Annotated in this window: 9 protein-coding genes; all 9 read right to left on the minus strand. The window is 47.1% G+C overall.

Translation table 11 applies throughout. The annotated features are described in order from the left end of the window. Positions 1 to 300: 300 nt before the first annotated feature. On the minus strand, positions 301 to 3408 hold the full coding sequence (locus AC58UW_RS28460; protein ID WP_497423931.1) for a glycosyl hydrolase family 95 catalytic domain-containing protein: 3108 nt from the start codon (positions 3406 to 3408) through the stop codon (positions 301 to 303). Positions 3409 to 3454: 46 nt separating this feature from the next. Continuing rightward, positions 3455 to 4327: a carbohydrate ABC transporter permease gene (locus AC58UW_RS28465; RefSeq protein WP_497423932.1), complete on the minus strand. Its 873-nt coding sequence runs from the start codon at positions 4325 to 4327 to the stop codon at positions 3455 to 3457. Positions 4328 to 4339: 12 nt separating this feature from the next. Continuing rightward, positions 4340 to 5350: an ABC transporter permease gene (locus AC58UW_RS28470; protein WP_497423933.1), complete on the minus strand. Its 1011-nt coding sequence runs from the start codon at positions 5348 to 5350 to the stop codon at positions 4340 to 4342. Between the two features lie 49 nt (positions 5351 to 5399). Further along, positions 5400 to 7040, minus strand: a complete 1641-nt coding sequence (locus AC58UW_RS28475) for a type 2 periplasmic-binding domain-containing protein (protein ID WP_497423934.1) — start codon at positions 7038 to 7040, stop codon at positions 5400 to 5402. A gap of 228 nt (positions 7041 to 7268) precedes the next feature. Further along, positions 7269 to 9650, minus strand: a complete 2382-nt coding sequence (locus tag AC58UW_RS28480) for a helix-turn-helix domain-containing protein (RefSeq protein ID WP_497423935.1) — start codon at positions 9648 to 9650, stop codon at positions 7269 to 7271. Between the two features lie 495 nt (positions 9651 to 10145). Continuing rightward, on the minus strand, positions 10146 to 11003 hold the full coding sequence (kynA, locus tag AC58UW_RS28485) for a tryptophan 2,3-dioxygenase (RefSeq protein WP_497423936.1): 858 nt from the start codon (positions 11001 to 11003) through the stop codon (positions 10146 to 10148). Between the two features lie 34 nt (positions 11004 to 11037). Next, on the minus strand, positions 11038 to 11664 hold the full coding sequence (gene kynB / locus AC58UW_RS28490) for an arylformamidase (protein ID WP_497423999.1): 627 nt from the start codon (positions 11662 to 11664) through the stop codon (positions 11038 to 11040). 31 nt (positions 11665 to 11695) lie between these two features. Further along, positions 11696 to 12982 carry a kynureninase gene (kynU, locus tag AC58UW_RS28495; protein ID WP_497423937.1) on the minus strand — a complete coding sequence of 429 codons (1287 nt, stop codon included), beginning with the start codon at positions 12980 to 12982 and terminating at the stop codon, positions 11696 to 11698. Between the two features lie 178 nt (positions 12983 to 13160). Further along, the gene (locus AC58UW_RS28500; protein WP_497423938.1) at positions 13161 to 15332 is read right to left on the minus strand and encodes a hypothetical protein; all 2172 of its coding nucleotides are present in this window, start codon (positions 15330 to 15332) and stop codon (positions 13161 to 13163) included. Positions 15333 to 15369: the final 37 nt, after the last annotated feature.

Genomic DNA, 15369 nt, shown 5'->3' on the forward strand with positions numbered 1-15369 from the left:
AAGCGAATCCACGGTGCGATAGGTTACATGTCACCAGCTCGCTTTGCTGCGCAGTTCAAGAACAAAAAAACGGGATAAGAGTGTCCACTTTCTTGACAGAGGTCCAAAACTCCATCTATTTCGTTGGTAGCTGGGCGAAATCTGCTAGACTCCGTGAAATTAGCTGGAGAAATCGGCGTTAATTGCAAGCAAGTAGTGCGCTCATCCCATTGCCCTGCTCCTAAGCGACGATTCGTTACCTCGGCCTCAACCGGAGAAAGAATCTACCATTACACGGAGCTGCATCAACCCTCCCCGCTCCTACAAATACGTATAATTCTTATTAATAATTATCGCATTCATTCTCCACTGTGAGCCTTCGCAGGTACGAAATCTCAACTTCACGTAACCATCACTTTTTTGTGTGATCGGCAAAATATCCGTCGCAAATTCGCCCACTTTCAGCGGTTTTTCCGGCTTCCACATGCTTCCTCCAGAGATTTCTATCTCCGTATAGGAAGGTGCCCCTCCATCGCCGGATACGAAAAGCAAATCGTATCTGCCCTTTGGTAGCTCTACCACAAACGTCGCTTCGCTCCCTCCACCGACAAAATCCCTTCGCAGCTCGTCTGGTGTCCCGCGATCTATCGCTCTGAGATCCTCCGTACACTCCCAACCGATGCCGGAATAAGCCGTAAACATCGACTCCCGTGTTACTTTACGGAATGTCTGACCGAGAACACCTTCCACGTGAACCTGTCTGGGAAGCAGGATGTTATAATCCTTCTCCAGCGATTCCACGCCAAAGTCAAATCGATATGCTGCTAGCCTTGATTCTCGAGAATTGCCAGAGTAATAATCAAAGGTGAAATGGTCGAGCAATCTCTTATGCTGTGTGTCCGAATTTTTGCCAAGGAACACTCTTCGATGTGTATGAGCTTCATGCACAAGCGGATAGCCCTTCTTAACTTCTGACCCCTCGGAATCAGCTGCAAATAACTCAGGGATTATGAACTCCCCATGGGGATAAATCGCATACTCCCCGTTCTTCTCCGTATCAAACGAAATCCGTTCGCCTTCCTCCTGATGTTCCACTCTTCTCCAGGATTGACCCTCTCTTTTTGAAACCATTACGTCATTGCTATGGTGAAACGGATTGCGAATAACACCCCTCTTCCCAGCTTTACTATAGATGGTAACCCAAGTGGTTCGGCCATTTTTCAACTCTGCGCTAACTTCGAAGACGCCTACTGCCAGCAAGCCTCGAAAGGAGCAATGGCTCCACTCCTCATACTTCTTCCTATCTACCTCATGCTCGTAGAGACCAAATGCCCGCTCCAGTTCAGGCTCACCAGAAGGCAGCGCCGGGAACACGTCAATCACTCCATCGTAGCTCTGCAGCAGCATTTCGTTTACAGCTGCGACCATTTCTCCAGAGGCTTCCATCATGTGTGGATGGTATAAAGGTTCATTCGTAATGTTGCAGTAGTTCATCCAGCGTTCCGTTTCTTCCGCAAACAAGCCATTGCTCCTGAGCGACAAATCGATGCCTTGCTCATAAAGCAGCCTAAGCGCCGTGTTGCCCTTCCCTAATCTCGAAGCGGCACAGGAAAGCCAACCGAACTGAAACATGCCGTATTCCGTCCGATTTGCTGCATAACGAAGCGTATTTTCTCCTCTTTTTCGCAGATGAGGTTCGCTATATTTGTTAATTTCTCCAATGGGATAAATGGGCATAAGGAGCGAAGGATGTCGCAAATGCAAGTCGGCAGGCGCCCATTGCGAATCCAGGAAGATATCCCCGTACGAATTGGAAACAGCCGTTGGATACAAGGCCAAGTTGTCCGCAATCGCGCTCCACTCGAGTCGGTCAGCTTCCGCTTCACCGAGCAGCTCGCCTGCTTGCGCAGCTATCTTCAGCAAATATTTGATAGCAGCAAGGGAACAAGTTGAATTACGAGTCAAAGGCCCCTGCTCCGGCGAAATGTCAGGGAATACTTCATAGCGACCAGATTGCTCATTCAGCTGTAAATAGCCTTCGAAAAATCTGGCAATCTGTTTAAACAGCGGATACGCCTTTTCTCTAAGAAAATCAATATTCATGCTGTAGCGATAATAATCCCAAAGGAACTGTGCGCACCAGGGCCATATGCTGACATACAAGGCATGTGGATAATCACCAGCAACGCCTTCGAGCCCATGAAACTGCTGCGACATTCGCTCAGCGAGCTGAACATAAGAGAACAGCCCCTCATTGAACACTTCAGCTACTTCAAGGCGATTAGCCGTATAAAGCGGCCAAAATGCCGCTTGAATATTAACGTCCCAGTACCACATGCTGCCCCACTTGGTTGGCTGCTTAATATCCCACAAGCCGTTTAATCCGCACGCTTGCTCGCGCATCCTGCCGCCTTTTCCGCTGCTGCAAGCGATTGCGTATAGATTGATATACCAGAGATCTTCGATCATTTTATCCGGCAAGGTGATGGAGGTGCGAGACCAGAAACTTTTCCAATAGGCTTGATGATGCTCCACCATGTTGTCCACTTCCACATGCGAAGTTGGCTTCGCCAGTCTCATCAGAGCGGTCGAAAGCAGTTCCTTGGTCTCCTCCTCTGTTACCACCGTTGTTAGCAGGGTCAGTGTTGCCTCCGCATCACGGAGGGCAATTCGCAGGCTATCATCGGGACCTGCAACAACGCTTCCTTCGGCACCGATGATCCTCATCATCACGATGAACGAAAACGGATCGTATTGGTCCTTCTCTTCACCGTCCGGGTAGAAAGCGCCCACGTAGTAAAACGTCGTATCATCCAATTGATGATAGGTCACATTCATATCCACATATCTTCTACGGGGGACAGATAATGCTACTGAGGGTAACAATGCCCCATTCGTCTGACTGATTGTGGTGATGACGTAATCTCCATTTTGAGCAATCATCATGCTCACGCCAAGCTTATCCTGATCTTTTTCCACATTTAACTGAACAACTGCCCTTTCAATATCAAGTGATAACGAATATTTATCAGGATCTGACAGCTCCTCACATGGAAATAAGTGAAATTCCCCCGTTGGATAATGAGAGGACCCTCCCGAAGGTTTGCCATATTTCCTGTACATGCTGTTCGAGTTTAACGCATCCCCATATAGAAATAATGGGCCCTGTTCGGGATGACGATACATCTCTGCAGCCAGCTTTTTTAACTCGTCAAATGTGCGCCCGTACTGAACGGTGAAATCTGGACCTGCACCATTCCGGTATTTTTTGCTGTAACGATGAAGCTTTTGATAATAAACTTCATAATGATTGAGCGCAAGCGTCAGCTTGTTATCCTCGAAATACGCCATACCGCCAAAGTGTCCATTGCCGATCGGTAAAGCCTTATTCCAACTGCTCGGAGCATTATCGAATGTCACACCTCTCACAGGATCCCCTCCTTCTGCATCTATCTCATGGTGAAATCGTCCCTTTTTACTCCTTAATGGCGCCAATCAGCACACCTTGGACAAAATATTTCTGAAGGAACGGATACAAGCAAATGATCGGCAGCGTAGAAACCATAATGGCCGCATATTTAATGGTTTCTCCAATGGCATATTTGTCGTCGCCTCCGCCTGCCATCATCGAATCCGTATTGTTGGAAATCAGAATTTCACGGAGCACAAGCTGGAGGGGATACGCTTCACGGTTCCGCAAATACACAAGCGCGTTAAAGTAGGAATTCCAATGCCCTACTGCATACCACAAAATCATAACCGCAATAACCGGCATAGAGAGCGGGATGACGATTCGGAATAAAATCACCCAATCATTTGCGCCATCCATCCTAGCCGACTCCTCCAAGCTGACCGGGATGCCTTGAAAAGAAGTACGCATAATAATCATATTGAACGTATTAATCGCACCCGGAATAAGGATGGCCCACATCGTATTCATCATGCCAAGAGAGTTCACGAGCAGGTAACTCGGGATGAGTCCCCCATGGAAAACCATCGTCACGACGATAAAGAACATGATCATATTTTTAAAATAGAGATTCTGTCTGGACAACACATAGGCGCCAATCGCCGTCATAAGCAAGTTAATCGTCGTTCCTAGCACGACATAGATTAGCGTATTCTGATACCCCTTCATGATCATCGGATTCTCGAAAACAGCCTTATAGGCACCCAGATCAAAGCCTGCCGGTTTGAGCATGATACCTCGATGCTGCAGCAGTGATGTCGCATCACTTAGCGAAGCGAATGCCACGTATAAGAAAGGATACAGCGTGACCCCGCATAGCACGAGCATCAGCAGCATATTGAAGTAGCCAAATTTTCGCTCTCCACTGGTTAGTTTCATGTGCAAATCTCCTTACCACAGTTTGTTCTCGCTGATCCGTTTGACAAAGCTATTCGCCGCAACGATGAGAATAAAGCTGATTACCGAGTTAAATAACCCGACCGCTGCCGTGAAGCTATAGCTTGCCTCTAATACCCCTTTGCGATAGACATAGGTCGATATAACGTCTGCTGTTCCATAGGTAAGCGGATTGTAAAGCAAAAGCACCTTTTCGCTCCCAACCGTCAGCATATTGCCCATTTGTAAGATAAACAAGATCACAATGGTCGGCATGATGCCTGGAATCGTAATATGCAGCGTTTGCTTCCAGCGGTTAGCTCCATCCATCCTCGCCGCCTCATACAGCGTAGGATCGATCGTCGCCATTGCCGCCAAATAAACGATAGATCCCCAACCAATTCCTTGCCATATGCCAGACGAAACGAACAAAAAGCGGAACCATTTTTCATCCTGCAAGAAATCAATCGGTTCGATGCCAAAGATGCCGGTCAATTGATTAATAAGACCCGTGCGGCTTAAGAAATCGATCATCATCCCGGCGACAACTACAATCGAAATGAAATGCGGCAAATAAGAGATAGACTGTACAACCCGCTTAAATACGCTATGGCGGATTTCATTGAGCAGCAGCGCCAGAACGATAGCCGCCGGGAAGCCGAATAGCAGATCATAGAGGTTGATTAAAATCGTATTTTTAATTAAGCGCCAGAAATAAATGCCGTTAAAAAAGCTTTCAAAATGTTTAAATCCGACCCATGGACTCCCCAAAATCCCTTTCGCTGGCGAAAAGTCTTTAAAGGCAATTTGCAATCCGTACATCGGTCCATAATGAAATAGGAGGTAATAAGCAATGACGGGAAGTGCCATGACGTAAATGGACCAGTGCCGTTTCACATCAGCGCGTATGGTTTGCAGGACAGTCGGATTGCGAGTTGTTTTCGTTGTCGTTACGGCATGTTCAGCCGCACCATTTGCAGGACTTTGCCTCATCGTCTCCCTAACCTTTCTTTCAAGTTTCCGCAAGAAAACGAGGGGATAAACAAACCCGTTCACCCCCCCATTCAATTACTTTTTATCGTTTATTGAAACGCTCAAGCGCCCCTTGCTGGATTTTAACCGCTTCATCAATCCCCATGCCCTGAATCTTCTTCACATATTGATCGAAGTTATTGATCGGTTCGACCCCCATAATGAATTTCAGCAGCATCTCATCTTGATACGTTTGGATGTCCGTTACAATGGATGCAAATTTGCTGCTCTCATCCTGAGTCGGAGAAACAAGCGGGATCTTCCGCTCTGCCGTTGGCTTCGACCAGATTTCCAATGCTTTCTTCTGCTGTGGCAGAGCCAGATATTGCATTTGGAAATTATCGCTGAGTACAAAAGGAGCACTCCAAGTTGCCCGATTATACTTGGCAATCGCTTGCTGGATACTGGTCCCTGCAGGAGGATTCAAAATTTCAGGAAGGAAGGTTGCTTTGCTATTCTCCAACTTGTAGCTGGTGCCTTCCACCCCGTAGTTGAAGAGAAGATCGCCTTTATCACCGTAAGCATAATCAAGCCATTTGACGGTTTCGATAGGGTTTTTGTTGGCTGTTGAAATCGCCGCTCCAACGCCGTTGTAGGCAAAATCCTTTTGCCCCCAAATCGCTTTATCGCCTGCTTTTAAAACCGGATAAGGAGCAGCTTCCAGATCAAATTTGGGATCTTTGTCCTTCATGAGTCCTGCATATTTACCAATGCCTCCCCCATTAAATGAAGCGGTTGCTCCTATGAGATTGGTCGTCATTTTGTTGTCAAATAGTTTATCGTTAGGCGCTGCGAAATCCTTATCCAGCAAGCCTTCCTTGTACCATTTGTTCATCGTGGTCAGGAATTCCTTGTACTCAGGCTGGATCGGGCCGTATTTCACTTTTCCCCCGTCTTGATAGAAGCTGTAGTTAATGCCCCAAGCTCCGAGGAAAGGCGCGTCGGTAGCAAACAGATTTTTGTCCAAATAAATCGGAATCTCATCCGCTTTGCCGTTGCCATTCGGGTCCTTTTCTTTAAATGCTTTGAGGACGGTGTACCATTCGTCGATTGTCGTCGGCATCTTCAAACCCAGCTTATCCAGCCAATCCTGGCGGACCGATGGCCCAAAGAACACTCTGACTTTGTCATCGCCACGCAAGAATGGGAAGGCATAAATGCTTCCTTCATCTGTTGAAATTTGCTTTTTCCAATCCGGATGTTCATTCAGCAGCTTCTTAAGGTTTGGTGCATATTTATCGATCAAATCGTTCAATTTAATGATTTTTTTATCTAAAATGGCTTTTTCTGGTCCACCGGGGTATCTAACGACCGCACCGCTAGTGGCTCCCCAACTAGCTTCAATGACATCTGGCAGCTCGTTGGTCGCAACCATTAAGTTGAATTGCTCTTGCGCCTGAGGAACCTCAAGTGGGGGATGTTGAAACTCAACCTTGACGCCGGTTACTTTTTCAAGCTCCTTGTACATCCCCATTTCAGCGTATGTTTTCATCTGACCTGAAGCTGCAGGGTGATTCGGAACCCAGTACGATAATTTAGTCAGCTTTGGCGGCTCAGCACTATTGCCTGACTGCGGCGCAGCCGATGAACTCTCGGTTCCCGAATTGCTGCTGCAGGCAGCTGCCGAAGCCACCAGAGCCGAAAGCAACACGATAGATCCAACTTGTTTCAAACGTTTCTTCATTCTTCATGCCTCCCTTTATATGAGTAACCCTAAGCTTGGTTGGCACCGCAATCGTCAGCCAGCACCTGTTCCCAAGTATGCTTCTCCGGCCTCAACCTGACTACTACCTAGTTCTCGTCCCCGTTGTATTTAAGTAAGAAATACGGGTAATATGAGAATTCGTCAGTCCATATTAGAAATCGTCAGTAGCCAGCGCGAAATAAATAAGCAGCCTCAAGAGGCTGCCTTTTATGCGTCTGAACGAATGATTTCCGGCAACATCGTTTCACGATATTTACCCGGCGTTACGCCCTCGAGCTTCTTGAAAGCTCGAATGAAAACGACATCATTGTTGTAGCCGATCTTTTGAGCGATCTGTACAATGGTCAGTTCCTTGTTCTCCATTAACTGCTTCGCCTGTTGGACCCGTTTATGCGTAATGTAATCCAGCAGGTTTTGTCCCTGATTTTTTTTGAAGAAGGTAGAAAGATATTGCGGTGTCATTTGAATACGTTCCGCAATTTGTGCCACACCAAGGTTCGAGTCATCGAGGTGCTCGTGGACAATGCCTATAATTTCCTCGAGGCGCTGCGTACTATGATCAGATCGATCCACATTAAACGAACGGGTAAGCGTCTCGAAAAGCTCTTTTGTTTTCTTGTACATCCCTTGCGCTGTTGGATAGCTGAACACTTCCTTGATTGGATCGAAGTCAGCGCCAAGCACTTCCTCCTGATTTGTATTCGAGGAGTTAACAATTTTCAAAAGTGTACTCGTCACGTTGAAGAACAAACATTTGCCTAACTCTGGGGTCATATGACCGGAATCAAAATTCATCGCATATATTTTATTAAGCAGCTTTTCCACATTCTCAGAATCCCCGCTTCGGACAAAATTAATCAGCTGGATCTCACTTTCAACCGGATAGTAGTAATGCTGTTTAACTTCAAGGATATCCTGAAAATGGATCGTTGCATGTTTCCCCAGGATCAGCCTATATTCAAGCGCTGCCAGCGCTTCAGGATAGGAATCCCGAATGGCTTTGGGTCCCGAATGAATCCCGCCAACAGCAATCGTGATACCAATTTGAAATCTTTGCAAGGTGATGCCGAAGAGTGAATCTGCGATATCCCGAATATCGGATTCGGCGAATTTCTCTCGATTTGATGCTAGATTAATAAGAAGTACAATGCGATCTCGGTCAAGCTCGACCGAAAATCCCCGATGATTAGCCGCAATCAGATCCGTACCGATATTGGAAATAATAAATCTTGCATGCGCCCATTGCTGCTCATCTTCCTCCCCTAAAAAGGGAATATCTTCGATCTTAACGAGAAGCACGGCAAAGCAATCACTTGTAAATTTCAAATCCATAAATTGAAGCGAATCCCCGTTTGCTGCTGACACATCCACATCCATGTGACCATTCAGTAGACGGGTCAAATAGTTAGCCCGAATGAACGGAATTTGCTGCACTAGCGTCATGCGCAGGTTCTTCTCTTCATGGATAGAGCCCTCGACGGTTTGCCGAATAAACTCGTATTCATTCGAGGACGGGCGCCTGATCATTTCTTTTCCGCGCATAATCGCGTTTACCGTCTTTTGGAGAGGCTTGTACGTGCGGTAGGCGCCTATGCTGACAGCCACTAAACCGCAAATTAAGCATAAAATGAACAGGCCGATGGACCAACTCTGGATTTGATTCACCTGTTGCATAAACACATCATTGGGCATGATCGATACATATTTCCAACCAGCTTTTTGTGAGGAGGTAACCGAAACCACTTGATCGACACCTGCGAGGTGGTAATCAAAAGGGCCTGATCTTTCTTGAACGCGCCCTAATAAGTCGGATGGAAAAGGAGAGTCACTGTTGCTCATAATGGTGTTCCCAGCATGATCAATGATATAAACAGAGCTATGGCTGGCTGACTCCATTTGCGTGAACAATTCCTTGACTTGATCAACGTCAATCAGCACGATAAAGCTTCCGAGATTCTGGGATTGCGATTGAACGGGAAGTGATTGCATATAGGTAATCACGTTCTTCGGGACTTGCTCTTGCGCGCTAGATAAGGGAGCTACTGGCAAGTAAGACATTTTATGCTCCTTGTCCAGAAGTTGATGCCACCCATCGTATGACATGTCCCTATACGTGTAATAGACGGAATAGAAGGTCCGCGAATCCGTTACCAAGTCCGGTTTGACGATGGTATCGCTGCTTGCGAAATATACATAATAATCGAGGATAAAATTGCTGGTCATACTGTGATACTTGCTCATTTTGTCGCGCATGAATTGGATAAATTCATATTTGTCCACATCATTTGAGTTGGCAGGGATTCTAAGCATATAATCCAACTTCGGATCAAACACAACTTGGCGCATTAAGGTATCCACTTCTGCCAATTTGTTATCCAGTGACAGCTTCAACTGCTCGAGCATGGCGACGTTGGATCTCGTCGTGCTCCTCTCCAAGCTTTGTTCCACCTTGGTGTACAGAAAAAGCCCCATTGCAAGCGGTATCAAAAGTATAAATAAGTTGGAGGCGATGATCGTTGAAAGCGCACTTTTGCGGCTATCGACAAGGCGTAAAATGAAGGGCAATTTCAAAACAAGCCCACCGTCCATTCCGTAAACGAATTTACTAGAAATTGTATCTTCTCTTCACCAAAGATGCAATACAACATTTTAATCGTTGGTTGTGCCAACAAAAACATACACTACTATCGACACCACCACCAACTTCCACAACCGTCATTCGAATTTGCGCGGGGAGGGAACTGGAGTCCTTTATTTCAGCGAAAAATGAGATATTCCTCTCCAATCGGAACTACAGGCCCTTATTTGTCCTCCATGGCACGTTTCTCAGGTGAAATCGGCAAAATAGCGGAACGCAGTTCCCCTTACCGTGGAAAATGTGCCTTTCCAGCCAATTAGCGGACTGTAGTTCCCTTCCCACAAAAAATAACCTTCCCCTTATTCATGAGGAAGGTTTTTGGTGTTAGCTGAAAGATTCGTTCACTCTTCTATTTTTAATGAAAGTAATAAATATTGAACAATCGGCATTCCCTAACCCATAAAGAGACATGCAAAGAACCATACCACGGATCGAATCCTTTAATCTTATAGTTCTGTACGAAGACTCCATAATTCAGGGAAATAGCGCTGCGCAACGAGGTGTTTCAAATACTCAACACCAGCAGAGCCTCCTGTCCCCGACTTGAACCCGATAATCCTCTCAACCGTTACCATGTGATTGAATCGCCACTGCTGTTGACGGCTGTCGATATCTACCAGCTTCTCCGCCAGTTCATATAGATCCCAATAGCGCTCTACATCTTGATACACAGTCAACCAAGCGGCTTTGACACTGGCATTTCCCTTGTATTCCTGTGACCAATCTCGCTGCAAATGATCTTGATCAATTTCTAGGCCTCGCATAGAAAGAGCCGTAACCGCAGCATCATAAAGGCTAGGTTCGTTAAGAGCTTCGCTCAATTGTTGGTGGAGCTCCGGTTGGTGCTCATAGACAGACAGAACTTTGGTTTGTTTGCCTCCCAACATGAATTCGATAAGCCGATTTTGGAAAGATTGGAACCCGGATGACCTGCCTAGGCTGTTCCGGAATTGCATATACTCAGCCGGAGTCAATGTCGACAAAACATCCCAGGATTGGATCAATTGCTGCTGGATTCTAGAGACGCGAGCTAACATTTTGAAGGCCGGCTCCAAATTATTTTGCTGAATGAGAAGACGAGCCGCTTCCAACTCGTGCAAAATCAGCTTCATCCAAAGCTCGCTAGCCTGATGGATAATGATAAACAGCATTTCATCGTGATGCCCAGATAGCCGTTGTTGGCTGGACAATACTTTATCGAGTTGGAGATAATCTCCATAGGACATTTCTTTTGAAAAATCTCCATGAATGGCAGCATCGGCTGCTTTAGACTGCGTTTGTTCGTGGTTCTCTGAATTGGACACATCATTCACTCCTACTATTGATAATGTAAGTCGATTACTTCAAGGTACGCAGAACGGCTCTTACTGGACTTCCATCTGCCTCAACAAGCGGTAGAGGAAGTGCTATTAATTCAAAATCGCCAGGCTCAATGTGCTCCAGATTAATGCCTTCCAAAATATGAATATCGAAGGTATGCAGAGCATGATGGGCGGACAACGCCTTGCTGTCTAGCGGGTCAACCGAGGGGACATCCACACCAATAAGCCGTATTCCCTTTTCCGCTAAATAAGGCCCTACATCCTCTCTCAGATAAGTGATCTCTGTAGGAAAATCCTTCGGATTTGTCCAAGAATTGGTGCGGATTAACAAACGAGTGATGCCATCCATATCATACGCCTTCAAATCCTCGGCACCGATGCTCGATTTACCTGATATGTCAATAACACGCGCAACTCCGATGTACAGCTCCAGATCTAGCTCCATGACCTTCCGACCTTCATTGTCAAAATGGAATGGCGCATCGATATGCGTACCCGTATGGATACTCATCGTCAGCTTCCCAACATTCACTGAACCGCTTTGTTCCTTCGTCCAACTGACCTCGTAAGCGAAAGGCGTATCCCCTGGCCAAGTCGGCACTCCTGTTTGCAATGGGCGAGAAATATCAAACATGATCGTCATCATTTCCTTTCAACATATGGCGGATCGCTTGTTAAGCGACTACATCGCGTGTGTTCTCGAACTTCTCATACTGCTTTTCAACCATGATGACTTTCAAACGCTGCACCGTCTCCCACACCTCATCGTAAGTTGTATAGAGCGCAACGGGAGCGAGACGAATAATGTTCGGAGCTCTGAAATCAGGGATAATCTTATTTTCTTTTAATGATTTGCAAATCCGCGCTGCTTCCTCATGCTCCAAACAGACATGGCCGCCTCTGCGTTGATCATCCCTTGGGTTCCCGATTGTGAAGCCCATTCCGTCCAATTCCTGTTCAATTAAATCGATCATATAAGATGTTATATGCAAAGATTTTTTGCGGAGATTCTCGATCCCGGCATCTGCAAACATTTCCAACGATCCAATAAGTGGAGCCATACTTAAGATATGCGGCGTGCCAATTTGAAAAGCACCAGCATTCTCCGCCGGAACAAAATGATGCTCCATATCAAATTGTTTGTCTTTCCGCGAACCGAACCAACCTGCCAAACCTGGCAAGCGACCGAAATGATTGCGATTTACGTATAAGCTTGCTGCACCGCCTGGCCCATTGTTCAAATATTTGTAGTTGCACCAAAATGCAAAATCAACGTCCCATTTACTCAAGTGATGGGGAACAGCTCCGACAGAATGGCATCCGTCAAAGCCAATAAGAATTCCACGAGCGTGAGCTTCAGCCGTTAAACGCTCTATATTAAGCAATTGTCCGCTTCGGTAGAGTACCGTCGGCAGAATGATCAATGCAACTTCGTCCGTCATGGCTGCAATGATATCATCCTCTTCAATCGTGCGCCCATCACGGCTTTTCACTTGCATCAAATGCTCGGAAGGATCGTATCCATGCAGCTGCAATTGACTTTGAAGGGCATAAATATCCGATGGAAAGGTCAATTCATCCGCCAAAATCTTCGTTCTGCTGCCCTCAGGCTTATAGAAAGTCGCCACAAGCTGATGCAAATTCGTTGTCGTGGAACCAGTCACAATGATCTCATCTTCTGAACCGCCAACTAATGGAGCGCTTAAGGCTGCCAATTTTTCAGAAAGATAAAACCAAGGGTATTGGCCTTGTAACCAGCCATCAATTCCTTGCATTTTCCAAGCATCAACTACTTCCAACAAAGTTCGCTCAGCGCGTCTGGATAACAAGCCTAATGAGTTGCCATCCAGATAGATCGATTCCGAATTCATATAAAACTCATCTCGAAAATGTGCCAGTTCATCTTCTTTATCAAGTTGTTGGGCAAATTCTTTGGAGTAATAATAGGGTTCTCTGGACATAAAGCCCTCCTTGTGGATTATGAAACTAGATCGAATCGTGCTAATCTTACTTAAAATCGTAGATGCCGTCAAATCTTATGCTGTTACAGGGATGGGGACACTTTTAAAAGCCCTTGTAGTCGGTTATTTACCGATACAAGGGCTTTTTGTTGGGTCAATTGTACACTGTACCTCTAGTTTACGCTTCCACCAAGATACAGGTGCCCTCAGGCACTCCGGAATACCTGATAAGTAGCGTCAGTGATTTCGGATCCCAGCTTTGTTCCAGGATATCCGATCCATCCGCTGTTACACGGCTAGGCTCTTGTTGCAAATAGAGTCGTGTGCTAACGATTAAACCTTCTGGCGCCTCGGAGACGAAGCGTAAAACTCCGCCATCAGCTTCTTCATCCCGAACTCGGGATGAGCTGACTAACACTGCTGGCGCCACCTTGTCGTGCGAAGCCAGGTCGAAGAGCAAACTGCCCGAGCCAACGGCTACTACCGGACTTCCTACGACAGAAAGACGGGCGTCGAAGAGGTCGATATACTCGCCGGCTATGGCAACAGCCTTCTCCGACAACGACTCCTTCATCACGCGAGTCGCGACATAAGGGCCACGTCGGATTTGGAGGTAATGCTTTTCACGATACGTCGCTTCCTCTCCGCGCAATGCAAGCGCGCGCTTCACGCTGTCTCGGACCCAATCCGCACCTTGTACCGAATCGGCCAGTTTGGCCGGATGCTCATGGCGAAGGATCACAGTACCCTCTCCGACAACGTGCTCGCCCTCTTTGGGTCGCCGCCCAAGCCCCAGAGCCTCAAAGAGATGATCTTCAGGCCGTTCGTAGACTTTGGCCCCTCTGTTCCACCATTCTTTCACATTATGGTATGGATCGCTGCCATCGCCTACATAGATTAACACGCCTCCTTCGCGAATCCATTGAGCCAAAACTTGATGTAAACCGGCATGTTCCGGTTTCATGAACTCATAACTTAGCATCAAGACCATATAATCATCCAGATAGCCTGGAAAATGCAGCAAATTGTCCAATTGCACGGGTCTTAGCGGTATGCCGTGCTTCACAAGAGGCAGCGCCATACCGTAAAAAGCTGACCAATTGAGCATCGCTTCATGGTGCTCCGAAGGCAGGATCAACGAGCTGATCGTTCCGTCGTAACGGAAATCACCATGAATCGCCTCCTGATCGATGTCCCCCCGCTGGAACATGGCAGAATTGGCCAAGAGGAGTCCGATTCCGACCGTTTGTTCCTCAGCCCCCACCTCTTCATGACTGTGCATATCCCTCAGCACATGCATGACGGTTAGCAGCTCAGTCGCGTAATCTGACGGAATCATTTCTTTGCCATCACCGTCCTCCTTCGGGTAGGTCAATTCGAATACCCTCCGGGGCCACGGACAAACTTCGTAATTGCTTACGTAAGGATGCAGCAGAGAAGCAATGACTGTATCTTCATAATTCACTTTGTAGTCAGACCAGGTGTAATTCGGGTTGTCTTCGATGGGATCGTGCAAAAACCACATATCACGGTTGGTACCGCGTACGAGTTCCTGCATGACGCCATATTCGAGAAACGCGGTTTCGAACGTCCTCTCTTCCCGGACGCCACGATACACATTCCTTGTGCGTGACGTTCCCGTCCATATTTGAGCGATGAAGCCGTCGCAAGCCGGCATATTCACAAGCATCGCTTCGGGACTAATAATTCGCCACTGCGTATAATTGATCAAGCTGTGCGTTGGAACATAGAACCGGATGGCGCGCCCATAGTTCACCTCAGCATACTCCTTCATTTGGGCGCATAGACGGTCCAGCGCACGATAATAAAGATACGCTTTGAGTTTGGATGCCCGGTACTGCGCGTCCGGGGACTCATGAGGCGGGATCCACGGCTCCTGGTAGTAGATGCGCCATTCCCGCTGAAAAGCTTCCGAATATCCGCCAGCCGCCCAAAATTCGGGTTCCTCCAGATGGATCGCCTCTGCGCCGCAATCAATTGCGCGTTTGATACCTGCCGCAAGGAACTCGCTAAAAGCGATCGTCGGTACCATATATGGCACATCCTTGCCATGAAGCAGATGGTCTCCTTCACGGTTCATCTGTGCTTCGTCCCAATGGTCGCGGCCGTCGTACTCCCCATATAAATATCCTTGATACTCTCCCCAAGACACGCCAGTCATTAAGTGGATGATGTATCCTCGTTCTTTCCAGCCTGCGATTCTCTCCTCCAAGTCATCCGAGATGCCGTACACCATAACGAAGTCGCTGCGCAAATCATACCTCGCCCCATAGGGGCGCGACTCTTGGAATCCCGTCCATTCCTGTCTCCGGGATGCTGATTTTGACAAAGGAATCTCCTCCTTACGGTGACGCCCCGGCACGGAA

This window comes from Paenibacillus sp. J22R160 (genome assembly GCF_059692135.1).

Coding starts and splice junctions, on each gene's coding strand:
- AC58UW_RS28465 (WP_497423932.1), bottom strand. CDS start 4,327: ATGAAACTAACCAGTGGAGAGCGAAAATTTGGCTACTTCAATATGCTG.
- AC58UW_RS28475 (WP_497423934.1), bottom strand. CDS start 7,040: ATGAAGAAACGTTTGAAACAAGTTGGATCTATCGTGTTGCTTTCGGCT.
- AC58UW_RS28480 (WP_497423935.1), bottom strand. CDS start 9,650: ATGGACGGTGGGCTTGTTTTGAAATTGCCCTTCATTTTACGCCTTGTC.
- kynB (WP_497423999.1), bottom strand. CDS start 11,664: ATGACGATCATGTTTGATATTTCTCGCCCATTGCAAACAGGAGTGCCG.
- kynU (WP_497423937.1), bottom strand. CDS start 12,982: ATGTCCAGAGAACCCTATTATTACTCCAAAGAATTTGCCCAACAACTT.